The organism is Nocardioides immobilis, from assembly GCF_003515065.1.
GTDB classification, from domain to species: domain Bacteria; phylum Actinomycetota; class Actinomycetes; order Propionibacteriales; family Nocardioidaceae; genus Nocardioides; species Nocardioides immobilis.
On record NZ_QXGH01000027.1, the window covers coordinates 48,722 to 71,959 of the forward strand.

Consider the following 23,238-nt stretch of genomic DNA (forward strand, 5'->3'; position numbering starts at 1 on the left):
GTACCGGTCCCGCCTATCTGCTGCCGGCCTTCGCGGCAGCGTTTCTCGGCTCGACTCAGATCAAGCCTGGCCGCGTCAACGTCTGGGGCACGGTCCTGGCGGTTTCACTCTCGCGGTCGGCGTGAAGGGGGCTCGAACTGACAGGTGCGCCCTTCTGGCTCTCCGACCTGTTCAACGGCGCCGCACTACTGATCGCTGTCGGTCTCACCAACAACGGCATCCGCCGCCGTCGTCAATCACCGCCGGTCCAGAGCGCCAAGACTCCATCCGAGTCGCGGGGTCTGCCTCACGAACTGGTGACAGACTGACGCGGGAGTCCGCCGTCATCGGCGACGGGGCCTGGAGCCGCGATCGGAAGTTTGTCCACCTCGATCGACATCGCCGCAGCGGGGAGCTGCGACTCGTCGTACGTGCCCAAGACGGCCTGGGAGCCGACCACGATGACCTCGGGCTGCTGGATGATCTGGCAGGCCGTCCGGATCGCGTGCTCCAGCTGATCGCGCCGCATCAGCCTGCCGCCTTCAGGACTTCACGGCGCTGGTCGTCAGGAAGCAGTCCGGACATGGGGGAGACGTCCCTCATCTCGATCGAGTCGCGGTCGAGACCGGTCAGCACGCGATGCAGGCCCGGCAGGTCGCCGCGGTCGACCAGTTGTCGCCAGCGGTCGAGATTGCGTTCGTGCGGCTGACCTGTGACCCGCTTGCTGAGGCGATCGAGGTTGCGTTCGATCGTTGGCTTCCAGTCCTTGAAGCTCTGGCGGTTGAGGAGCGCCGAGAGTCGCCGGTGCAGCTGCCACGAGCGGCGCTCGGAGCGAGTCAGCTGCGGGACGACGGGCCGTCGTACGACCTCGAGGCGGAAGCCCATGCATGACAGCAACCGGTCGAGCTGGTCGTCGCTGAGGTCGACCCTGCCGGAGAGGAAGCCGCTGATGCTCGGATGGCGCACGCCGCTGAGCCGTGACAGGTCGGACTGCGTGGTGCCCGTCTCGACATCCGTGGTGGCAACAACTTGGCAACAGCAGGTTCAGGCCGAGCTGTGGCCAAGCGGAGGTGTTGCGATAACCCGCCTGAGCCCCGCACCGATGAGCGCGCAGACCGACAACGTCCATGGTCAGGTTGGTCGCCCGACTTTCCAAGTGCAGCGGGCTACGACGTTTGGAACATCTCGGTGAGTTCCGCGTCGGCAACCTTCCTGCGTGCGTGGATTTCGCTCGGGGTCAGCAATGAGTTGGATCAGGTCGGAGCGTGGCCGGACTATCTCAGCCAGGGACAATCGCTTCGACGTCGATCTCCAGGGTCTTGATCTTGCGGTATATCGATGCTCGGGAGATTCCCAATGACTCGGCCGCCTTGTCCTTGGCGCCGCCGTTGGCCCGCAGTGCTTCGACGATGGCTTCCCGGGTCAGCCACTCGATCGGCGTCAGGTGTCGCCTGAGTCCCCCGCCGCGTTCCGGTGGCAGGTCGGCCTCGTCCAGCGTGTCGCCCCGGGCTTCCCTGACCATTTGCTTGATGACGCCGTCGACCTCGGTGAGGTTGCCCGGCCACGTTTGTCGTGTGAGCCGCGAGACCAGCGCCGGCGTGGCAGTGACGTGTCGACGCCCTGCGTGGCGACGGATCATCGCGGGGATGATCTTCTCAAGGTCCGAGACGCGCGTCCGCAGGGGAGGCACGGCAACGAAGGGCACGCGCGCGGCCCTCAGCGCGGACGTCGCCTGGTCCTGGCCCTCGGCAGCGGTCGTCCGCAAACTGAATGCGAGCCAGCCCGGTAGGGGCTCTTCGTGCCGGGTGACGGTCGACATCAGGTTCGCGAGGACTCCGTCGGCGAGCATCTCCGCACGTTTGACCAGGACCGGCGAACCGCGGCGCAGGTCCTCCAGAACGGCAGTGACAATCTCGGACCCGCTGCGTGGCGTCTCCGCCTCGTCGACCACGATCAGGTTGCGTGCCGGGAAGTGCTGCGACGCGACGGCTCGGACCGTCATCTGTTTGCCGACGCCGCCTTCGCCGATCAGGCACACGGGCTGACGCTCATCGGCATGACGGCTCACCAGTACTGCGGCGCCCATCGTGGCCGGGCTGAGTCCATCAAAGCCCGCGACAGGTGCTGCTTGGCGGGGCGCTGCGGCAGCGGTGGATTGGAGCCTCTCCGTCGGGACGACTTCGATGATCGCTCCGACGAGCTGGCCCTCACGCGAGACCGCTCTCATCTGCAAGGACGTCTGCGTGCCGTTCGAAAGCACGATGGGAACGTCGTTCCGCTCGGCCGCCGCCAGGGCTTCTTGGGCCAAGGGCCAGAGGTCGTCGCGCCGCATGTCGCCCAGCAGCGAGGTGACCGTAGGTGCGGCGAGCAGTGCCTCGGCACTGACCGCGAGGACGTGTGATCCGCGCACGCGCGACGCATGGAGGTATTCCTCCATAAGGGCCTTCGCGCCGCGCCCGCTGAGCTCGAGGAGGCCTTCCTCGATGACGCTACCGGCTTGGCGGACCAGCGCCGTGAGCGCCGGGCTCGCCAGTTCTGACCACGTGGTGATGTCCAGGACGCCGAGAATGCGGTGGGTGTTGGGATCGCGCAGCGGAACGCCCACACACGCGTAGGTGCGGAGCACTTCGTTGAAGTGCTCCACTCCGTGCACCAGCGAGGTGGTCCGGCCTTCGAGGGCGGTCCCGATCCCGTTGGTCCCGACGTACTTCTCGGAGTAGTTGAAACCGGGTGCCAGCTGGACCCGATCGAGGGCAGACGCCAACTGGCGCTCGCCCGACCGGCGAAGGAGGATCTTGCCTCTGCTGTCCGCCAGGATCACCGTTATCGGGCTGCCCATGATGTCCTCCTGCACCCGCTGGATCACCGGGGTGGCAGCTTTCACGAGCTTCGTGGCGAGGTTGAGGTTCGCGTCGTACGGCGCGCTGATTTCGTCCGCGCCGGCACCGTCGTCGTAGGAGCGTCGCCACGATGCAAGAATCTCGTCGCGCGGCCCATATGCCTGGGGTGACACCGCTGCGCCCGACAGCAGGCGGTCGCGAGCTCGTTCAATCGCGACGGCCCACTCATCTGAGTCTGTTGTCACCGTGCGCTCCGTCAGTTTCTCAAAGTGAGACACCTCACACTACCCGTTCTGACTCGAATGGGACGCGGCAAGACAGCCACGACAGCGGTCGACGCGGCGTCAAGACCCGCGTGCCCTCCGACCGGCTTCGTGCCTTGTCCCGACGAGCGCGACCGCTCGTCGGATCGTCTCGACAAAGGAACACGCACATGACCCAGCGACTGAAGTCCCTGTTGCCGCTCAGCGTCGCCGTAGGCCTGCTGGCCTTCCTCTGGCTGGAGGTGTCGCTCAACTTCAGCTTCCACTGGTTCAGTGATGGCGACCTGGGGATCGGCCTGTCGCTCCCGCACAACTTCCACCTGATTCCACCGGCAGCATTCGTCTCCTGGGCGATGTTCTTCGCTGCCGGTGCCGACCGAGCCGCGGCGGGCAAGGTGGCCGTTGCCTCGGTGATCGGAGCCTTCAGCGGGCTCCTGCTCATGTGGATCTCACCGACAGTTGCCGACCTGCCGGACTTCTGGGGCATTGCTGCAACGGCCGGAGTTCTCGCGCTGATCGTCACCGCGTCGGGCAGCCTCGGTGACTGGTACTTCATCCCCGGAACCTTCGGTGGCTTCGCCACGATCGTGTTCTGGTGGATCGCTACTGGCCTGGACGGCTGGGCGGAAGGCGGCGGCGGAGTCGGCAACAGCGTCGATGCCCTCGGCGATCCCGCGACCGCAGGCAGCGGCGCGTTCGGTGGGGTCTTGTCCACGCCGATCGAATGGGTATTCCTCTCGTGCACGGCCACCCTCCTGTGCGGTGTCCTGCTGGGAGTGGTCTCCACAAAGGTCGCGGGCTTTCTCGCGGCTGTGTTCCCGGCTCCGAGCCGAACGGAGACCACACCCGCGCCATCTGCGTGAGTGAGGCCGGACGAACGACCGGGTGCGTGGACGTCGGAGAACGGCGTTCACGTACCCGCCGCCACGGCCATCACGGACGTCTCAGATCGAGACCCGCGGCGAGCCGGAACAGCGGTCGAATGGAGTCATTGCATCACCGGCGGTCCTGGCGAACAGCAACCGTCGCACCCATCTCTGAACGGGGAAGACGATGATCGACTGGGACTCGGAAGACTGGGGCGGGAAGGTCCACCTGGCATCAAACGGCTCGTGGGTCGTCGACAGGCACGGCGACGAATCCGACGACGAGTGACCAGCGAGGCAGTGACCGGCGAGGCCTGGATGCGCTACGCGTTGAGTCGGATCCGCACGCTGGTCGACCAGCCGCGCGAGGACATGTCCGAAGACGAGTTCAGCATCTTCACGTTCGCGCAGAATGCGCTGGCAGGGGGTGAGCCCGTGATTCGTTCGATCGAGCGAGGCCCGGGAGTTCGCCTGTGTCGCATCTGTCTTGCCGAGTGGAACGACGCCGTACCCGTCGACCACGTGCACGGGTGCCCGCTGAGCACGGCGCCGTGAACACGTCAGTTCAGTCAATATGCCCGTCCGCCTTGGCGACGCAGAATGGAGTCACGCCATGAACACGACCACTGCCGACTGGCAGGGACTGGCGGTTGCCGGCCTGAGCCAGCTCACGACCGACGCCATGCCTGCGATGGAGCTGTTGTATCTCGATGGACTGGCCATTCATCTCCTCGGACCGGAAGCCCCTGAGCCGCCGTACACGATGGAGCATGCCGTGACGATCGCCAGCCTGCTGCTGCGCGCCGTTGCGGACGCGCCGGTGGTGGGCGCCGAGCTCGAATCCGGGAACGTGTACGAGACGACGACCTCAGCACGTGAAGCGGTGGTGGACGGTGCTCACCGACTCGCAAGCAGCGGTGGGCTCGGAGCGCAAAGGCTGGTGAAGAGATTCCTCCCCGCCGCCGTGGGCGAGCTCGAACAGCACAAGGAAGGCCCCGAGGCCCAGGTGCGTTCGCTCTTCTACTACGGGCTGCTCGCCATCGCGTCCGGACCGGAGAACCAGACCAACGCAGAGACCTCGGACGGCGTATTAGCGTCGTTCCGTTCCTGGGACAAGCGGATCGGCGAGGGCTTCGTCCCGCCGTGGCGCATCGTTGCCCAGGATGACTCCGCGAGCTGACAAGCAACAGCTCCATACGACGCCGTACACAGCGCACGCGCTGATCCCTGAGGAGGTGGGGGATAGCGATGACGACGAGCGAGCAAGACGCCCTCCGGGTGCTGGAGGAGCTCCTTCCCGCCGACATCGTGGTGGCGGACCCCGACGTGATCGCCTCCTACGCCCGGGACCAGTCGAGGTTGACCGACTTCTGCCTCCCCCTCGCCGTTGTGATGCCCCGCACGACCGACGAGGTCTCGCGCTCTCTCAAGGTGCTGCACGAGCTCGGGATACCGACGGTCGCGCGGGGTGCGGGCAGCGGTCTCAGCGGCGCGGCGAATGCCTCGCCCGGCTGCGTCGTGCTGTCGCTGCACCGGATGAACGAGATCCTCGAGATAGACGCGGAGGACCGGCTCGCGGTGGTGCAGCCCGGGGTGATCACCGCGAGCCTGCGCGCCGCTGCCAGCGCCGTCGGCCTACTTTACCCGCCCGATCCGGGAAGCGTGGAGATGTGCACCGTCGGCGGCAACGTCTCGACCAACGCCGGTGGGATGTGTTGCATCAAGTACGGCGTGACCGGGGACTTCGTGATCGGGCTCGAGGTCGTCCTTGCCGACGGGCGGGTGATGCGTACGGGACGTCGCACCGTCAAGGGCGTCGCGGGCTACGACCTCACTCGGCTCTTCGTCGGCTCCGAAGGCACGCTCGGAGTGATCACGGAGATCACCGTCCGGCTGGTTCCCGGGCCGCCCGCGGCGCAGACGCTGGTGGCGTCGTTCGCTGGCCTGAGCGACGCCGGTGCCGCGGTCGCGGGCGTGATCCGAGCCGGCTTGACGCCGTCGTTGATGGAGATCCTCGACCGCACGACCGTGCAGGCGGTCGACGAAATGTCGCACATGGGGCTGGGGCGGGGTGTGGCTGCCCTGCTCCTGGTCCAGAGTGACGACCGGGACGCGACAGATCTGCTGACCCTGATCGAGGACATCTGTCAGCAGTGCGGTGCCCTCGATGTGGCGCGAAGCTCCGACCCGACAGAGGCCGCTCTCCTCCTGGAAGCCCGACGACTTGCCCTGCCTGCCCTCGAGCGCCTCGGCGACTGGCTGCTGGACGATGTCGCCGTGCCACGGTCCCGGATCGTCGACCTGATTGGGGCGATCGAGGACATCAGCCATCAGTTCGGCATCGTGATCGGCGTCTTCGGCCACGCTGGGGACGGAAACCTGCACCCCACCGTCATCTTTGACGACGCTGATCCGGTGAGCAGGGCCGCGGCATTGGCGGCGTTCGACGCGATCACACAGAAGGCGCTGGACCTCGGCGGGACGATCACGGGAGAGCACGGCACCGGTCGGCTCAAGCGGGCGTGGCTAGTTCGCGAGCTCGACCCGACTTCGCACGCCGTGCAGACCGCCATCAAGGCGGCACTCGACCCCCACAACCTGCTCAACCCTGCCGTCGCTTGGTGAGGCACCGCTCCTGCGGAACGCGCACGTCTCAGATCGAGATCGAGTGGGGTCGGCCTGCGTGCTTGGCTGGGGGAATGATCTTCATCACCGCCAAGTTCCGCGTCCGTCCCGCAGATGCCGAGCGCTGGCCCGAGATCGTCGGTGCGTTCACCGAGGCCACGCGCGCCGAGGAGGGCTGCCTCTGGTTCGACTGGTCGCGCAGCCTGGACGACCCGACCGAGTACGTCCTGGTCGAGGCCTTCCGCGATCCCGAAGCAGGCGGCCAGCACGTCGGCTCGCAGCACTTCAAGGACGCTCGCATGACGCTGCCACCCCACCTGGTGGAGACGCCGCGGATCGTGAACTTCGACGTTCCGGGCGTTGACTGGTCCGAGCTCGGCGAGCTCTCGGTAGATCAGAGCTGAGCCGCCAACAGTGACCGGTCAGGGACAAGGATCCTGGCCGGTCAGTTGACGATCCCGTACTCGCGGATCCGACGGTAGATCGTCGCGCGTGACATCCCGAGAGACTCCGATGCGGCGGCCTTGTCGCCGCCGTGGACCTTGAGCGCCTCGATGATTGCGTCGCGCTCCAGTGTCTCCAGGCGCGTCAGGCTGCGCCGCGACGTCGCCCGACACTCCGCCGGCAGGTCGGCCATGTCGACGATTCCGGAGCGCCGGGTGCGGCAGATCGCGTGCAGCGTCTGGCGCAGGTGGGACACGTTCCCCGGCCATGGCAGGCGCATCAGTTGGTTCAGGGCTGGCTTCGACAGGACCAGGTCGGTGGCGCCGGCGCGATTGAGCAACGATCGCACCAGGGCAGGAAGGTCCTCGACGTGGTGCCGTAGGGGCGGGACGGAGACCGTGCGCGGGAAGAAGTGCAGCAGGTGCGCGCCGACCTCGGGATTTCCGTCGTCCGGGTAAGTGGTCAGGGCGACCCAAGGGTCTCGGGCTACGGAGCTGTCCTGGACGCGCTGGAACAGCTCGACGAGATCGTCCAGCTGCTCGTTGGACAGCAGATGGGCGTGCCGGATGACTATGTCGGCGCCACCCTCGAGGTCGGCGGTCACCTGCTCGACGAGGTCGTCAGCGCTCGCGTCCGCGATGGCCAAGCGATGGTCCCGGGCAACGGAGTCATGGGCTGCGACGATGAGGGCCAGCTTCCCGGCGCCCTCCTCCCCCTGCAGCAGCACCCACTCGGTCCGCGAGACAGCGGTGCTGACCTCGTGGCTGATCCGGCGCCATGCAGCGCTCGTGCCGGCGAGTCCCGGCAGGGCCGGACCGTGGGTCTCGCTGGTGCGCGGAGCGCCCTGCGGCTTGACCCGGATGATTCCGCCGGCCAGTGCCTCGCCCACGAACGTCGGCTGGTAGGTCAGGCGTGCAACGACACCGCTCGGCAGGTCGGCGAGCAGGGTGCACGGGTCGATGCGACCAATCGTTTCCCTGGTCTGGTCGAGCAGCGCTGCCTGGTCGCCGGCGTCGAAGTGCTGTTGGGCAATCGAGTTCATCATGAACACCTCCTTTCCGACCGCGATCACCGGTCCGCCGGAGTGCCTGCAGGCCGAGTAGTAGCCGCCGAGCAGCGCCGCGTCGAGCTCGTTGGCCTCTTCGAGGATCCGTTCCTGGATCCGCCGAGCGGCGAGCTTTGCGAAGGAGAGCAGGAGGGGGTTGGTGTTCTCGGCCTTGGTGGTGATGTCGATGACGCCGAGCAGGGCCCCGCTGACGGGATGGGTTACGAGGGCGCCGGCGCACGAGAACCGTCGCAGGTTGCCGGTGTAGTGCTCGTGCCCATTGATCAGGATCGGCCCGCCGATCTCGAGGGCGGTGCCGATGCCGTTGGTGCCGACGTCCGACTCGCTGTAGCGGAAACCGGGTGCCAGACGGACGGCGTCGAGCGCGCCGATCAGCGCATTGTCGCCACCGCTGCGCAGCAGGACGACGCCGTGGCTGTCGGTGAGGATCAGGCAGACCGGCTCATTGGCGAGCTCGGCAGCGAGCGAGGACAGCACAGGGCGCGCGGCGCGCAGGAGCAATGAGTCGCGGTCGATCGCGTCCACAAAGGTCGGGTCCGGATGGTCGATGTCGACCAGGGATTCCTTCGACCGCTGCCAGGAGACGTGGATGTACGAACGGGTTTCCATCACGAATCCGACCTTAGATTCGTGCGATGTGACTGACGTCTCACATTGAGACCGGCCGCTGGATCGGAGCCGAGTTTGATCAGTGACCTCACCGGCCCCGACCAAGGAGGCAACCTTGAGCCGCCAGAGTCTCACCAAAGCCCACGCGAAGATCAGCGAACTGACCTGGGAACCGACCTTCGCGACCCCTGCCACTCGTTTCGGTACTGACTACACGTTCGAGAAGGCGCCGAAGAAGGACCCGCTGAAGCAGATCATGCGGTCCTACTTCCCGATGGAGGAAGAGAAGGACAACCGAGTCTACGGCGCCATGGACGGCGCCATCCGGGGCAACATGTTTCGCCAGGTTCAGCAGCGCTGGCTGGAGTGGCAGAAGCTGTTCCTGTCCATCATCCCGTTCCCGGAGATCTCGGCGGCCCGTGCGATGCCGATGGCTATCGACGCGGTCCCGAACCCCGAGATCCACAACGGTCTTGCGGTGCAGATGATCGACGAGGTCCGTCACTCGACGATCCAGATGAACCTCAAGAAGCTCTACATGAACAACTACATCGACCCCGCCGGGTTCGACATGACAGAGAAGGCGTTCGCGAACAACTACGCGGGCACCATCGGGCGCCAGTTCGGTGAAGGCTTCATCACCGGTGATGCCATCACGGCGGCGAACATCTACCTCACGGTGGTGGCCGAGACGGCGTTCACGAACACCCTGTTCGTGGCCATGCCCGACGAGGCGGCGGCCAACGGTGACTACCTGCTGCCGACGGTCTTCCACTCGGTGCAGTCCGATGAGTCGCGCCACATCTCCAACGGCTACTCCATCTTGCTGATGGCCCTGGCCGACGAGCGCAACCGTCCGCTTCTCGAGCGCGACATGCGCTACGCGTGGTGGAACAACCACTGTGTGGTGGATGCCGCCATCGGCACCTTCATCGAGTACGGCACGAAGGACCGCCGCAAGGACCGGGAGAGCTACGCGGAGATGTGGCGTCGGTGGATCTACGACGACTACTACCGCAGCTACCTCATCCCGCTGGAGAAGTACGGCCTCACCATCCCCCACGACCTCGTGGAGGAAGCATGGAACCGGATCGTCAACAAGGGCTACGTGCACGAAGTGGCACGGTTCTTCGCCACGGGATGGCCGGTCAACTACTGGCGGATCGACGCCATGACCGACACGGACTTCGAGTGGTTCGAGGACAAGTACCCGGGCTGGTACTCCAAGTACGGCAAGTGGTGGGAGGAGTACAGCCGGCTCGCCCACCCGGGCAACAACAAGCCAATCGCATTCGAGGACGTTGGCTACCAGTACCCGCACCGCTGCTGGACCTGCATGGTTCCGGCCCTCATCCGCGAGGACATGGTCACCGAGAAGGTCGACGACCAGTGGCGGACGTACTGCTCGGAGACCTGCTACTGGACCGACGCGGTGGCATTCCGGCCCGAGTACGAGGGCCGGCCCACGCCCAACATGGGCCGGCTCACCGGGTTCCGTGAGTGGGAGACGTTGCACCACGACAAGGATCTCGCCGACATCGTCCAGGACCTCGGCTACGTGCGCGACGACGGCAAGACCCTCATCGGTCAACCGCACCTGCAGCTCGATGATCCCAAGAAGATGTGGACCCTGGACGACGTCCGCGGCAACCACTTCATGAGCCCGAACGTGCTTCTCAACCAGATGTCCGACGAAGAGCGCGTAGCGCACATCGCGGACTACATGGCGAACGGCACCAAGTCCAGCTCCTGACCTCTTCATGATCCGGTGGCGTCGTTCCGCGGGGCGACGCCACCGGGTCCTACCACTCATCCACGAAGGAGGGCCCGGGTGTCTGACAAGCACACGATCAGGTTTGACCCGGTCGACATCGAAATGGAGGTCGGCGAGGACGAGAACATCCTCGACGCGGCCTTTCGGCAGGGCATCCACTTGATGCACGGGTGCCGTGAGGGCCAGTGCTCGGCTTGCAAGTCCTACGTGCTGGATGGCGAGATCCAGATGGAGCGCTACTCGACGTTCGCCTGCAACGACGCCGAGGTCGACGAGGGCTACGTGCTGCTCTGCCGCTCGCACGCCTTCAGCGACTGCACGATCGAGCTGCTCAACTTCGACGAGGACGAGTTGCTGGGCGGGGTGCCGATCCAGGACGTGCAGACCCGAGTCACCGCCATCGAAGCGATGACGCGTGACATCGTGTCCCTGCGCCTGACGGCGGTCCAGCCGGCGTCGTACGAGTTCAAGCCGGGGCAGTACGCCGATATCACGATTCCGGGCACCGACGAGCACCGCTCATTCTCGATGGCGAGCACCCAGTCGACTCCCGGCGAGGTCGAGTTCCTCATCAAGAAGTACCCGGGGGGCCGGTTCGCCGCGCTCCTCGACGACGGCCTGGCAGTCGGGGACCGGGTGGACATCACCGGACCCTACGGCTCGTTCACCCTCAAGGACGCGCACGTCCTCCCGGTCGTGTGCATCGGCGGGGGAGCCGGCATGGCTCCGATCCTGTCCCTGCTCAAGCACCTGAACGAGACGGGCAGCACTCGTCCGGTGCGGTTCTACTACGGAGCCCGGACACCAGACGACGTGTTCTACGTCGATCTGATCACGTCGCTCGGGGAGAAGCTCCGGGACTTCGAGTTCACGGTCTGTCTCTCTGAGTCGATGCCGGAGGACCCGACCTCGCTGGGTTTCCGGGCCGAGCCCGGCAACGTAACCGACGTGGTCGCCCGTCACGAGGAGGCGCTGGCGAAGGCCGAGGTCTACCTGTGCGGTCCGCCGCCGATGGTGGATGCCGCACTGGTCTTCCTCGATCAGCAAGGCGTTCCGGCAGACCAGGTCTTCTACGACTCGTTCACCAGCCCGCTCACCGCGGACTGAGCAGCAACCCATCCCAACCCATCCACGCAGGAGTTGACACCCATGGCGGACATCACCGACCAGAAGGAACGCAGCTTTCCCAAGATCGAGTTCACGGACTCGGAAGCGGGAGCGCTCACCTTCCCCAGCTCGAAGAGCCGGACCTACAACTACTACAAGCCGGCGAAGCTGCGGGCCACGATGTACGAAGACGTCACTGTCGACGTGCAGCCCGACCCGGAGCGCCACCTGACGCAGGGTTGGATCTACGGCTTCGGCGATGGCCCGGGCGGCTACCCGCAGGAGTGGACGAAGGCGAAGTCGTCGAACTGGCACGCCTTCCTCGATCCGAATGAGGAGTGGGAGCAGTCGATCTACCGCAACAACTCTGCGGTCGTCCACCAGGTCGAGCTGTGCCTCAAGAACGCCAAGCGTGCCAGCGTCTACGACAACTGGAACACCTCGTGGTTGAAGTTCATCGAACGGAACGTCGGTGCGTGGATGCACGCCGAGAACGGTCTGGCCCTACACGTGTTCACCGCAGTCCAGCGTTCCGGCCCCAGCAACATGATCAACACAGCCGTCGCAGTCAACGCGGCCCACAAGATGCGCTTCGCGCAGGACCTCGCGCTGTTCAACCTGGACCTTTCCGAAGCCGACGTCGAGTTCGACGGAGCGGCGCACCGTGCCGTGTGGCAGGAGGCGCCGGAGTGGCAGCCGACCCGAAAGGTCGTCGAGCAGCTCACGGCCGTGGGTGACTGGGCGGAGCTGCTGTTCGCCACGAACATCATCTTCGAGCAGCTCGTCGGCTCACTCTTCCGGACCGAGCTCGTCATGCAGATCTCGGCCCGCAACGGCGACTACATCACGCCCACGATCGTCGGTACCGGCGAGCACGACTACGACCGCGACCTCGGATACACGCGGGCGCTCTTCCGATTGCTCACCCAGGACGAGGAGCACGGCGCGGCCAACAAGGAGCTGTTCGGCCAGTGGATGAGCACCTGGGTGCCGCGGTGCCTCGAGGCCGTCCGGGCGCTCCAGCCGATCTGGTCGCAGCCCGCCGAGAAGGCGGTCACCTTCGCGACCAGCCTCGAGAACGCCAAGTCGAAATTCTCATTCGTGCTCGAGGACCTCGGGCTCGACATCCCCAAGGAGCTTGACCAGTGACCGCCATGCAGTTCGGATCCGCCACAGAGTTCTCCAACATGTGTGGCGTCACCCTGATGAACACCCCGATCGGCCGAGTCGTCGCGGAGGTGATGGGGAACAAGGAGGGCGTCGAGCTGACCGAGTACCCGTCGATGATCCGCGTCGACGGCGTCCGGCTCTTGGAGTTCGACTACGACGAGCTCACCGAGGCCCTCGGCGTCGAGTTCGACGGCTCGACCTTCGAGGAGATCAGTTCCACCCACTACGGGCGGATGGTCCACCTCGACGAGAAGACCATGTTGTTCGCGAGTCCTGAGGACGCAGCCGAGTTCATCGGTTTCGACCTCACCGCGAGCTGAGTCGCCACGACCGTCCCGCCCGGGGCCCGGGTCTGTGGCCCCGGGCGGGACTTCTACAACAGACCACGACAGACCGCAACAGACGAGCAGAAGCGAGGCACGGCATGTACAGCAAGGACGGCGAGGACTACTACATCTGCGACGCCCACATTCACCTGTGGGACGGCCGCGAGTCGAACCTGAAGAACCTCCAGGGTAAGCAGTTCATCGACTGCTTCTACGACTACCACAAGAACCTCAGTCCGGAGGAGGTCGTGTGGGACTACGACACCTACACCTACTACGGTGCCGACCGGCTGATGAAGGACGTCTTCAACGAGGGATACGCCGACCACGCGATCTTCCAGGCCACGCTGCTCTCGGACTTCTACCACAACGGTTTTGGCCAGACCGAGGACGCCTTCGCGCTGACGAAGAACAACCCGGACCGGCTCACCTACAACCACGCCTACGATCCTCGTCACGAGGAGGCCGGCCTTGTGCAGCTGCGCAAGGACGCCGAGCGGATGCAGCTCAGGGGCGTCAAGCTGTACACAGCGGAGTGGCACGGCGACTCCCGCGGGTACAAGCTTGACGACAAGTGGTCGCGCCGCTACCTCGAGGAGTGCATCGAGCTCGGGATCACGAACATCCACGTGCACAAGGGTCCGACGATCCGGCCCCTGGACCGCGACGCCTTCGACGTCGCAGACGTGGACAAGGTGGCCACCGACTACCTTGACCTGAACTTCATCGTCGAGCACGTGGGACTGCCCCGCCTCGAGGACTTCTGCTGGATCGCGACCCAGGAGTCCAACGTCTACGGCGGACTGGCCGTGGCGATGCCCTTCATCCACACGCGCCCGCGCTACTTCGCCCAGATCATCGGCGAACTCCTCTACTGGATCGGCGAGGACAAGATCCTCTTCGCCAGCGACTATGCGCTGTGGACGCCGAAGTGGCTGATCGAGAAGTTCGTGGACTTCCAGATCCCGGAGGACATGACGGAGTACGCGCCGATCACCATCGAGCAGAAGAAGAAGATTCTCGGGCTCAATGCGGCAGCTCTCTACGACCTGAACGTTCCCGAGAGCCTCAGGCTTCCTACTTCTGCTGCCGACCCCGGTGTCGAGGTGGCGGCCGGCGCGAAGGAGGCAGTGGCGTCATGACGGCCGTCGCCGTCTGCGTCGACACGACTCTCGAGACAGCCATTCTGACGGCCTTGGGGACTGTGGTCGACCCCGAGCTGGACGAGCCGATCACCGATCTCGGTTTCGTTCGTTCGGTCGCCATCGACGACAGCGGAGTCACCGTGCACCTCCGGTTGCCGACCTCGTTCTGCTCGCCGAATTTCGCCTATCTGATGGCCTCCGACGCGGTCGATGCGCTTCGGTCCGTGGAGGACATCAGGGCGGTCCGGGTCCTGCTCGACGACCACCACGACTCGGACAAGATCAACGCAGGGCTCGAGGCGGACGCCGGCTACCGCGGGACGTTCGGTGTCGAGGCCGAGGACAGCCTCGACGAGCTGCGACTGACCTTCCAGCGGAAGGCACACCTCGCCGCCATGGAGCGCTGCATCGAGATGCAGCTCAAGACGACGAGCCTGGCGGTGTCCGACATCTATCGTCTGCGCTTGCGCAACCTGCCAGCTGGCCGCGCCAGGGAGGCGCTCCTGCGCCGACGCGCGGCCATCGGCCTCGGCATCGGCCTCGACCTGCCTGTCTTCGTTGACGAGCACGGCACGCCCGTGCCTCCCGATGAGGTGCCGATGCGGCTGCGGTTCGCCAAGTCGGTCCGGATCTCCATCGACGGAAACGGTCACTTCTGTCGCGGACTGCTGGCCACCCGCTACGAGGACGAAGAGTCGCTCGACCTGCACATCACGAACACGAGGAGGACGGCATGAAGGCAGTACAGGTCATCGGCTACCACACCAAGCTGCAGCTGAATGAGATCCCAGAGCCGACGGTCCAGGGCCCGCTCGATGTGATCGTCAAGATCGGCGGGGCTGGTGTTTGCCGCACCGACCTGCACGTGCTGGAGGGGCAGTGGGAGGCGAAGACAGGGGTCGAGCTCCCCTACACGATCGGCCACGAGAACGCCGGCTGGGTTCACGCCACAGGTGATGCCGTCACCAACGTGGCGGACGGGGACAAGGTGATCGTGCACCCGCTCATCACCTGTGGGCTGTGTCGTGCGTGCCGGTTTGGGGACGACGTCCACTGCGAGAACAGCCAGTTCCCGGGCATCGACGTCCATGGCGGGTATGCCCAGTATCTGCTCACCAGCGCCCGCAGCGTTGTCAAGATCGACCCCGGCCTTGAGCCGGCGGACGTGGCCGCGCTCGCGGACGCCGGCCTGACTGCCTATCACGCAGCTGCGAAAGCGGCGGGGGCCACGCGTCCCGGTGACGTCTGCGTCATGATCGGGGCCGGCGGCTTGGGCCACATCGGCATCCAGGTGATGAAGGCGATCTCTGCCGTCACCCTGGTCGTCGTCGACCGCAACCAGGCGGCTCTCGATCTCGCCCGGGAGATCGGTGCCGACGTCACCATCCTGGCGGACGGCCACCAAGTGGAGAAGGTTCTGGAGCTCACCGGGGGGCACGGCGCCGAGGCAGTCGTGGACTTCGTCGGCGAGGGCGGCGCCACCGCCCAGGGCATCGCGATGCTGCGCCGCGCAGGCAACTACTACGTGGTCGGTTACGGCGAGAACATCGACGTGCCGACCATCGACGTGATCTCAACCGAGATCAACTTCATCGGGAACCTGGTCGGGTCGTACAACGACCTGCAGGAGCTGATGGTCCTCGCGGCCCGGGGCAGCGTGAAGCTTCACACCACGAAGTACGCGCTCGAGGACTTCCAGCAGGCGCTCGACGATCTCGACAACGGCCTGGTCAGGGGCCGGGCGATTCTCGTCCCCTGACCGGAGCACGCACCACCGCATCACCGCAACACCCCAACAACAGACCGATTTCAGACAAACGTGAAGGGTTGCTCACCATGGCAAAGGAACTGCGGTTCAACGAGGACGCACGACGACTGTTGGAGTCCGGGGTCAACGCCCTGGCCGACGCGGTCAAGGTCACGCTCGGCCCGAAGGGCCGCAACGCGGTGCTCGAAAAGCTCACCGGACCTCCCACGATCACCAATGACGGCGTGACGATTGCGCGCGAGATCCAGCTCAGGGAGCCCTTCGCCAACATGGGCGCCCAGCTGGTGAAGGAAGTCGCGATGAAGACCAACGGGGTGGTCGGTGATGGCACGACGACCGCCACCGTCCTCGCCCAGGCCATGGTCCGTGAGGGAATGCGTGCAGTAGAGGCCGGGGCCAACCCGATGCGCCTGCGCCGCGGCATCGAGCGAACCATTCCGGTCGTCGTCGACTCGTTGAAGCGCCAGTCGGCACAGGTCGCCGGCCAACGCGAGCTCGAGCGCGTGGCCACCCTCGCCGCCAGCGACGACGAGACCATCGGCCAGATCATCGCCGAGGCGGTGACCCGGGTCGGGAAGTCCGGCATCGTGACGACCGAGGAGTCCGACACTTTGGGCATGTCGGTCAACGTCGTCGACGGCATCGAGTTCGACCATGGCTACATCTCCGGCTACATGGTCACCGACCCAGAGCGCATGGAGGCGGTGCACGAGAACCCGGTCATCCTGCTGACGAACAAGAAGATCAGCCAGGTCCAGGAGATCATGCCGACCATCGAGACGGCCAAGCGCGCAGGCCGGCCGCTCGTGGTGCTCGCCGAGGACGTTGACGGCCCCGCGCTGCAGCTGCTGGTCGGCGGGAACATGCACAAGACGATGCAGTCGGTCGTCGTCCGTGCACCCGGCTTCGGTCACCGAAGGGTGGCGGAGCTGCAGGATCTTGCGGTCGCTCTGGGCGGCCATGTCATCGCCAAGGACACCGGCATCGAGCTCTCCGAGGTCACGCTCGAGCATCTCGGATCCTGCGACCGGATCACCGTGACCGAGAACGAGACGACCATCGTCGGAGGCCACGGCGACGAGTCCTCGGTCGAAGCACGGATCGCACAGCTGGAGACCCAGGTCGAGCGGGCGCGGATCGACGCAGACCAGGACAGCCTGCAACTGCGCATCGCGCGGCTCACCGGACGAGTTGCCGTCATCCGGGTCGGAGGCGCGACCAGCGTCGAGCTGAAGGAACGGATGCTGCGTGTCGAAGACGCTCTCGCGGCGACGCGAGCGGCTCTCGAAGACGGCTTGGTGGCCGGCGGCGGCACGGCCCTGGCACAGGCACACCGAGTAATCAACAAGATCGAGCTGACCGGGGACGAGGCGATCGGCCGAGACGTCGTCGCTCGCGCTCTGCCGGAGCCACTGCGTTGGATTGCCATCAACGCGGGCTACGAGGGCGAAGAGGTCGTCGATGTGGTCGCGTCGCTCCCGCTCGGACACGGTTTCAACGCGCTGACCGGGCAGTACGGTGACATGTTCGACGAGGGCGTGATGGACCCGCTCAAGGTAGCCCGCGCGGCCCTGGAGAGCGCGGCGTCGATCGCCGCGCTCCTCATCACGACCGAGACCGCGATCGTCGAGGAAGTCATGGGCAATCCGGGGGCCATCATGGCGCCCGGCTTCGGTGACCTCGCCGAGGGAATGGTCCGCCCGTCCAACATCTACTGACCGAAGCTGCACCACCCGAACGGTCGGTCACTGCGCGCGGATACGCGGCAGGGGTCCGGCCGTTCGTCAATTTCTGAAGGAAGCTGATGATGACCGCTCTCGAGTTCGGCAATGTGTTAGCGCTCGTTGGGAGTGTATTCATCGCCATTTTCGTTGCGCGCGGGCTGTGCCTCAATTGGATCGCACCTAATCGGCCGCCCCATGCCGCAAGCCGGTCGCACGCACAACCGCTGATCGGCTGGGGCATCATCGGCGCTTCCTGCTACGTCGGCAAGAAGTTCGCAACGATGGCCTTTGTCCTCGCGATAGTCGCGGTAGGTATGGGGAGTGTCCTCTGCCTGATGTCGTGATGACGCTAATCCACCTCACATTGAGACAGAGCGCAGAGTTTGACGCCCCCAATTTCATCGCATGGCTGGAGATACCACGCAACCAGGGGACACGCCGTGTTGTGCGATCGACCGGTGTCGGCGACGGCTGAAACTGATTCCGCCGCGTCGTTGAAACGTCGGTCTCAAATTGCGACAGGAATGCGAATTAGACGGCCCTAATCTCGGGCCATGTCCGGAGCCCACACACATTCTATGAGCCGTCCCTGTTGCGCAATCGAGCACACCGAGACGGTGGAGAACTACCTGAAGGCGATCTTCACGCTGACAGCAAGTGGTGAGCCAGCCAGCACCGCGGCCATCGCGGAGCGCCTGCACGTGGCTGCACCGTCGGTGTCGGCCATGATCGGCCGACTACGAGTAGGCGACCTCATCCAGCAGGCCACGTGGGGACATGTCCTGCTCACCGAGCACGGTATGACCCATGCCCGCAGCGTCGTACGGCGCCATCGGTTGCTCGAGACCTTCCTGCATCAAGCCCTCGGGCTTGGCTGGGACGAGGTGCATGCTGAAGCCGAGGTGCTCGAGCACAGGCTGAGCGAGCGGGTCGAGGACCTTATCGACGCGGCTCTTGGCTTTCCGGACCGGGACCCCCACGGCGACCCGATCCCTGCGAAGACAGGGCTGCACCTGGAGAACCAGGAGCTGCCTCTCGCGAGCGCCGTTCCCGGAGACCAGTTCCTGGTGCAGCGGGTGTCCGACCATGACGGCGCGGCACTTCGCCGGTTGGCTCATCTCGGCATCGGGCCGGGCACGGAGCTGGACGTCGAGCAGTTCTCCACCGATACCGGTGTCATGTCAGTCCGCGCAGCGGGGGAGGTCCACTCCTTGAGCGGAACGCTCGTCGGTGTCATTCGTGGCCGCGTGGTCGCCTCGATCAGCACAGCCGGACGCCCGTCATGATGGCGGCCTCAATGAGGTATGACGCCACCGGCCGGCTCCTTCCCACCGGTCTCGTCGGCAACCTCGGGCCCGTCCTCCTGGGGGTCGTCTCGCGGATGGTGGCCGCGGCCGCGCCGGGGCTGTTGTTGACTAGCCGCAACCGCGAACGAGGGGGCCCAGGCGTGCGGCGCTGGGTTGCGGGTGCTGTTGCGCTAGCACTTCCGCTGGTCGTCGCCGCGGGCGTTACCGGCACCGCGCATCACCACGATCAGGTGAGCGAGGCCGACCATGCAGCCCGGTAGCAGCGCACCGATGGGGCGGCGGCCGATGTTGGGAGTATTCGGCGTCGTGGGCAGGGTCGACCCCGTTCGAAACGTTTTCGACCCCCAGCAGCCACTCCCTCACGCACAGGGAGAGGCCATGTCCACTCGGCGGATCGGGCGCCGGAGCCGATCAGCCCCCTTCGCGGTGCTGCTCCTGCTGACGTCCTCCGGGTGCAGTTCGTTCGCTGACCGCCTTTCCGACGATGGAGACGGCCGGCCGGTGGTGCTCACCACCTTCACGGTGCTCGAGGACATCGCGGAGAACGTAGCGGGTGACCACCTACGCGTGGAGTCGCTCACCAAGGTCGGCGCGGAGATCCACGGCTACGAGCCGACGCCACGCGATGTCGCCAAGGCGTCGGAGGCCGACCTCATCCTGGACAACGGGCTGAACCTGGAGGCCTGGTTCGCGCAGTTCGTCGAATCGGCCGACGTCCCGCACGTGGTCGTCTCGGAGGGCGTCGATGCCATCGACATCGCCGCGGACGCCTACGCGGGCAAGCCCAACCCACACGCCTGGATGAGTGCACTCAACGCCCGCATCTACGTCGACAACATGGTCGACGCATTCTCCGAGCTGGCGCCGGCCCACGCGCAGGAGTTCGCCGCCAACGGAGAGACCTACAAGCGCAAGCTGCAGGACGTGCACCGCGAGATGGTCGCGAAGCTGGAGTCCTTGCCTGACAACGAGCGTGCCCTGGTGTCCTGCGAAGGAGCGTTCTCCTACCTCGCACGCGACACAGGAATGACGGAGAAGTACATCTGGCCGGTCAATGCCGAGCAGCAGGCCACGCCGCAACAGATCACCTCCGCCATCCAGTTCGTCGAGACCAACGACGTGCCAGCCGTGTTCTGCGAATCGACGGTGTCGAGCGAGCCCATGCAGCAGGTCGTGGACGCAACCGGAGCAACCTTCGGAGGAACCTTGTACGTGGACTCGCTCTCCGAGGCCGACGGGCCCGTACCGACGTACCTCGACCTTCTCCGCCACGACGCGGACACCATTGTCGAGGCGCTAACAGGAGGCGGCTCGTGATTTCCGCGATCGAGGCCCACGACCTGGGCGTTCGCTACGGCGCGGTACCGGCCCTCGACGGCGTGACACTACGCGTCGACGCCGGCCGCGTGACAGCCCTGATCGGCATGAACGGCTCAGGAAAGTCGACCCTGTTCAAGGCGATCATGGGGCTGGTCCGGCCCCACTCCGGCGAGGTCAGGATCGGCGGCCTCACTCCCGGCGCCGCGCGTCGTCGCGGCCTCATCAGCTACGTCCCTCAGAACGAAGCCGTGGACTGGACCTTCCCCACGTCGGTGCGTGACGTGGTGATGCTGGGTCGCTATGGCCATCAAGGCTTCACACGCCGGCCACGCCGGGCCGACCACGCCGCAGTGGCAGACGCCCTCGCGCAGGTAGAGCTGACCGACCTCGCCGACCGGCAGATCGGCCAGCTCTCAGGCGGGCAGAAGAAGCGCGCGTTCGTCGCTCGAGGGATCGCCCAAGGTGCTCACGTCCTCCTGCTCGACGAGCCGTTCGCCGGAGTGGACAAGCGCTCCGAGGCCACCATCACGCGACTGCTGAGGGAACTCGCCGCCGACGGTCGCACGATCTTCACCTCCACGCACGACCTGCACGGCCTTCCGCAGCTCGCTGACGAGGCCGTCCTTCTTAAGGGTCATGTGCTGCTCCACGGAACGGTCGAGGATGTGCTCCAGCCCCATCAACTGGCCCGGGCCTTCGGGCTCGAGACGCACAGCTTGACCGCCGTCGCCAGCCTGGACGGTGTGGCGTGAGCGCCGACCCGGATCTCCTTGATCTCATCTTGGAGCCGCTTCAGTACGAGTTCATGGTCCGCGCGCTGGTGACCACGATCATCGCGGCGGTCCTGTGCGCCGTGCTGTCGTGCTGGCTGGTCCTGGTCGGATGGTCCCTCATGGGCGACGCGGTGTCGCACGCCGTCCTTCCCGGCGTGGTCATCGCCTACATCGCCGGCATCCCGTTCGTGATCGGCGCGCTCGGGTTCGGCGTACTGGCGGTCGTCGCCATCGGGGCAATCTCCGCAACCAGCCGCGTCAAGGAGGACGCGGCCATCGGGATCGTCTTCACCACGTTGTTCGCGCTCGGGCTGGTCCTGATCTCGGTCACGCCGAGCCAGACCGACCTCAACCACATCATCTTCGGCAACATTCTTGGTGTCTCCGAGACGGACCTCGCCCAGGTCGCTGGCCTGGCTGCCGTCGGACTGGTGGTCCTGCTCCTGAAAAGGCGTGACCTGACGCTGTACGCCTTCGACCCCATCCACTGCCATGCACTGGGCATCTCTACCCGACGTCTACGGTCGCTGCTCCTGGGCATGCTCGCACTGACCGCAGTGGTGTCCCTCCAGGTCGTAGGAGTGGTCCTGGTGGTGGCCATGCTCATCATCCCTGGAGCGACCGCCTACCTCCTCACCGACCGATTCCGTCGGATGCTGCTCATCGCACCTGTCACGTCAGTGGCATGCTCGGTCGCCGGCATCTACCTCAGCTACTGGATCGACGCGGCCTCCGGCGGGCTCGTGGTCGTGGTGCAGGGATCGGCGTTCTTCCTGGTCTACCTGCTCAGCCCCCGACACGGACTCCTCGCCAAATGGCGCTCACACGGGAGCGAGTCGCGTGCCATTCCGAGCCATTCAGCGCCCGTGACACCCCCATGAGGTGAGGACCGATGCCCCACACCCAAGGAACTGGCGATGGGCAGCTCCGTGCTGAGGCCGCTGACGCTCCGCGAGCCGCAGAGCACCATAGGCATAGAGGACCCCGACTGACACAGAAGCTGATGCACCTTGCTGAAGGCCAGTCCCGAGCGCACGACCTAGATTCACCTAGACAGGCGGCACTTTCTAGATCGCACCGACCGTCGCGATGGCCCCGACCTTGCCAACGCCACGCTCAGAGCTGGGGTCTGCTGCACGATCAGGCGACAGGCCCTCCCGGGTGAGTCAGCCGCTACGGTTCGAGTCCAGGGACGGTGAGCAGAGCCCCGCAACGCGGCCTCCTCGTCGAGCGCTGTTGCACTCTCCCCATTGAACTTTGGCGGGGGAGAACCTCGGCAAGGAGAGTGCAGCAATCGGCTTCCACCTCCGTGTTGAGCATCTCGGAACCCTCGAGTACGTGCCGGGCGCTCCTAGCTGGTTCAGATCCCTTGCTGGTTCTCGGTGTGCGAGCGCGTGCGCCGGACCTGCAGCCGCGCCGGTGTCCGACCGCGTCCGGCTTGGAGCGACGATCTACGGGCGTTCTGCCCATGTCAGTCCAGAGTCCGCCCGGCGGATCTTCTGTGTGTCGAGTTGAGCCAGGCGAGTGCTCGCTCGGTGGCCTTGGGATTTTCGCTGGAGATCATCATTAGCCACGCCCTCGATCAGGTCGGCCAGTCGAGCCGTCTCCTCGTTGCTGTCGGCGATCGGAAGGATGTCCACCTCGATCGACATCGCCGCCGCAGCGGGGAGCTGCGACTCGTCGTACGTGCCCAAGACGGCCTGGGAGCCGACCACGATGACCTCGGGCTGCTGGATGATCTGGCAGGCCGTCCGGATCGCGTGCTCCAGCTGATCGCGCCGCATCAGCCTGCCGCCTTCAGGGCTTCACGGCGCTGGTCGTCAGGAAGCAGTCCGGACATGGGGGAGACGTCCCTCATCTCGATCGAGTCGCGGTCGAGACCGGTCAGCACGCGATGCAGGCCCGGCAGGTCGCCGCGGTCGACCAGTTGTCGCCAGCGGTCGAGATTGCGTTCGTGCGGCTGACCTGTGACCCGCCTGCTGAGGCGATCCAGGTTGCGTTCGATCGTCGGCTTCCAGTCCTCGAAGCTCTGGCGGTTGAGGAGCGCCGAGAGTCGCCGGTGCGGCTGCCACGAGCGGCGCTCGGAGCGAGTCAGCCGCGAGCTCGGCCGGGACATCGATCGTGTCCGGGTG

The 23,238-nt window shown here is 65.8% G+C and carries 24 protein-coding genes; 18 read left to right on the forward strand and 6 right to left on the reverse strand.

The features are described from left to right. Positions 1-286 precede the first annotated feature (286 nt). The 3 genes from D0Z08_RS21440 to D0Z08_RS21450 form a co-directional block, all read right to left on the reverse strand. Positions 287-508, reverse strand: a complete 222-nt coding sequence (locus tag D0Z08_RS21440) for a hypothetical protein (protein ID WP_118927312.1) — start codon at positions 506-508, stop codon at positions 287-289. Further along, the gene (locus D0Z08_RS21445; protein WP_245994277.1) at positions 508-945 is read right to left on the reverse strand and encodes an XRE family transcriptional regulator; all 438 of its coding nucleotides are present in this window, start codon (positions 943-945) and stop codon (positions 508-510) included. Before D0Z08_RS21445 ends, D0Z08_RS21440 begins: the two co-directional genes overlap by 1 nt. Positions 946-1,258: 313 nt before the next feature. Continuing rightward, positions 1,259-3,097 carry a sigma-54-dependent Fis family transcriptional regulator gene (locus tag D0Z08_RS21450; protein ID WP_147381499.1) on the reverse strand — a complete coding sequence of 613 codons (1,839 nt, stop codon included), beginning with the start codon at positions 3,095-3,097 and terminating at the stop codon, positions 1,259-1,261. A gap of 155 nt (positions 3,098-3,252) precedes the next feature. Between D0Z08_RS21450 and D0Z08_RS21455 the strand changes: the two genes are divergently transcribed. The 5 genes from D0Z08_RS21455 (at position 3,253) to D0Z08_RS21475 (ending at position 6,977) form a co-directional block, all read left to right on the forward strand. Then, positions 3,253-3,945 carry a DUF1097 family protein gene (locus D0Z08_RS21455; protein ID WP_118927315.1) on the forward strand — a complete coding sequence of 231 codons (693 nt, stop codon included), beginning with the start codon at positions 3,253-3,255 and terminating at the stop codon, positions 3,943-3,945. Positions 3,946-4,233: 288 nt separating this feature from the next. Further along, positions 4,234-4,503: a hypothetical protein gene (locus D0Z08_RS21460; RefSeq protein WP_118927316.1), complete on the forward strand. Its 270-nt coding sequence runs from the start codon at positions 4,234-4,236 to the stop codon at positions 4,501-4,503. Positions 4,504-4,561: 58 nt separating this feature from the next. After that, positions 4,562-5,128 carry a hypothetical protein gene (locus tag D0Z08_RS21465; protein ID WP_118927317.1) on the forward strand — a complete coding sequence of 189 codons (567 nt, stop codon included), beginning with the start codon at positions 4,562-4,564 and terminating at the stop codon, positions 5,126-5,128. Between the two features lie 68 nt (positions 5,129-5,196). Beyond that, positions 5,197-6,573, forward strand: coding sequence for an FAD-binding oxidoreductase (locus tag D0Z08_RS21470; protein ID WP_118927318.1), 1,377 nt, complete (start codon positions 5,197-5,199; stop codon positions 6,571-6,573). Between the two features lie 74 nt (positions 6,574-6,647). Further along, complete coding sequence (locus D0Z08_RS21475) at positions 6,648-6,977, forward strand: putative quinol monooxygenase (RefSeq protein ID WP_118927319.1); 330 nt, start codon at positions 6,648-6,650, stop codon at positions 6,975-6,977. Between the two features lie 41 nt (positions 6,978-7,018). On the opposite strand, the gene D0Z08_RS21480 is transcribed toward D0Z08_RS21475, so the two are convergent. After that, on the reverse strand, positions 7,019-8,692 hold the full coding sequence (locus D0Z08_RS21480; protein ID WP_118927320.1) for a sigma-54-dependent Fis family transcriptional regulator: 1,674 nt from the start codon (positions 8,690-8,692) through the stop codon (positions 7,019-7,021). A 115-nt stretch (positions 8,693-8,807) separates the two neighbouring features. Between D0Z08_RS21480 and D0Z08_RS21485 the strand changes: the two genes are divergently transcribed. The 13 genes from D0Z08_RS21485 (at position 8,808) to D0Z08_RS21550 (ending at position 21,987) form a co-directional block, all read left to right on the forward strand. Beyond that, positions 8,808-10,445 carry a ferritin family protein gene (locus D0Z08_RS21485; RefSeq protein ID WP_118927321.1) on the forward strand — a complete coding sequence of 546 codons (1,638 nt, stop codon included), beginning with the start codon at positions 8,808-8,810 and terminating at the stop codon, positions 10,443-10,445. A 78-nt stretch (positions 10,446-10,523) separates the two neighbouring features. Further along, on the forward strand, positions 10,524-11,573 hold the full coding sequence (locus tag D0Z08_RS21490) for an FAD-binding oxidoreductase (protein WP_118927322.1): 1,050 nt from the start codon (positions 10,524-10,526) through the stop codon (positions 11,571-11,573). Between the two features lie 42 nt (positions 11,574-11,615). Further along, positions 11,616-12,722, forward strand: a complete 1,107-nt coding sequence (locus D0Z08_RS21495) for an aromatic/alkene monooxygenase hydroxylase subunit beta (RefSeq protein WP_118927323.1) — start codon at positions 11,616-11,618, stop codon at positions 12,720-12,722. A gap of 5 nt (positions 12,723-12,727) precedes the next feature. Then, positions 12,728-13,063 carry a propane 2-monooxygenase effector subunit MimD gene (gene mimD, locus D0Z08_RS21500; RefSeq protein WP_182481423.1) on the forward strand — a complete coding sequence of 112 codons (336 nt, stop codon included), beginning with the start codon at positions 12,728-12,730 and terminating at the stop codon, positions 13,061-13,063. 104 nt (positions 13,064-13,167) lie between these two features. Further along, positions 13,168-14,211 (forward strand): amidohydrolase family protein, encoded by a 1,044-nt coding sequence (locus tag D0Z08_RS21505; RefSeq protein WP_118927325.1) that lies wholly within the window; start codon positions 13,168-13,170, stop codon positions 14,209-14,211. After that, positions 14,208-14,951 (forward strand): iron-sulfur cluster assembly protein, encoded by a 744-nt coding sequence (locus D0Z08_RS21510; RefSeq protein ID WP_118927326.1) that lies wholly within the window; start codon positions 14,208-14,210, stop codon positions 14,949-14,951. Before D0Z08_RS21505 ends, D0Z08_RS21510 begins: the two co-directional genes overlap by 4 nt. Further along, on the forward strand, positions 14,948-15,973 hold the full coding sequence (locus D0Z08_RS21515; RefSeq protein ID WP_118927327.1) for an NAD(P)-dependent alcohol dehydrogenase: 1,026 nt from the start codon (positions 14,948-14,950) through the stop codon (positions 15,971-15,973). Before D0Z08_RS21510 ends, D0Z08_RS21515 begins: the two co-directional genes overlap by 4 nt. 77 nt (positions 15,974-16,050) lie before the next feature. Continuing rightward, complete coding sequence (groL, locus tag D0Z08_RS21520; RefSeq protein ID WP_118927383.1) at positions 16,051-17,700, forward strand: chaperonin GroEL; 1,650 nt, start codon at positions 16,051-16,053, stop codon at positions 17,698-17,700. A gap of 86 nt (positions 17,701-17,786) precedes the next feature. After that, a complete protein-coding gene (locus D0Z08_RS21525; RefSeq protein WP_118927328.1) occupies positions 17,787-18,050 on the forward strand; it encodes a hypothetical protein in 264 nt (87 codons plus the stop codon). 234 nt (positions 18,051-18,284) lie between these two features. Next, positions 18,285-18,992 carry a metal-dependent transcriptional regulator gene (locus D0Z08_RS21530; RefSeq protein WP_182481418.1) on the forward strand — a complete coding sequence of 236 codons (708 nt, stop codon included), beginning with the start codon at positions 18,285-18,287 and terminating at the stop codon, positions 18,990-18,992. A 522-nt stretch (positions 18,993-19,514) separates the two neighbouring features. Further along, positions 19,515-20,330, forward strand: coding sequence for a metal ABC transporter substrate-binding protein (locus D0Z08_RS21540; RefSeq protein ID WP_245994278.1), 816 nt, complete (start codon positions 19,515-19,517; stop codon positions 20,328-20,330). Then, a complete protein-coding gene (locus tag D0Z08_RS21545) occupies positions 20,327-21,085 on the forward strand; it encodes a metal ABC transporter ATP-binding protein (protein ID WP_220454284.1) in 759 nt (252 codons plus the stop codon). Before D0Z08_RS21540 ends, D0Z08_RS21545 begins: the two co-directional genes overlap by 4 nt. Further along, entirely contained in the window at positions 21,082-21,987 is a 906-nt protein-coding gene (locus D0Z08_RS21550; protein ID WP_245994280.1) for a metal ABC transporter permease, read from the forward strand. The genes D0Z08_RS21545 and D0Z08_RS21550 overlap by 4 nt, the downstream gene beginning before the upstream one ends. 570 nt (positions 21,988-22,557) lie before the next feature. Here the strand turns inward: D0Z08_RS21550 and D0Z08_RS32705 are convergent. Both D0Z08_RS32705 and D0Z08_RS21560 read right to left on the reverse strand, forming a co-directional pair. Then, positions 22,558-22,890 (reverse strand): hypothetical protein, encoded by a 333-nt coding sequence (locus tag D0Z08_RS32705; RefSeq protein WP_220454285.1) that lies wholly within the window; start codon positions 22,888-22,890, stop codon positions 22,558-22,560. Continuing rightward, the gene (locus tag D0Z08_RS21560) at positions 22,890-23,222 is read right to left on the reverse strand and encodes a hypothetical protein (protein ID WP_220454286.1); all 333 of its coding nucleotides are present in this window, start codon (positions 23,220-23,222) and stop codon (positions 22,890-22,892) included. Before D0Z08_RS21560 ends, D0Z08_RS32705 begins: the two co-directional genes overlap by 1 nt. Between the last annotated feature and the right edge of the window lie 16 nt (positions 23,223-23,238).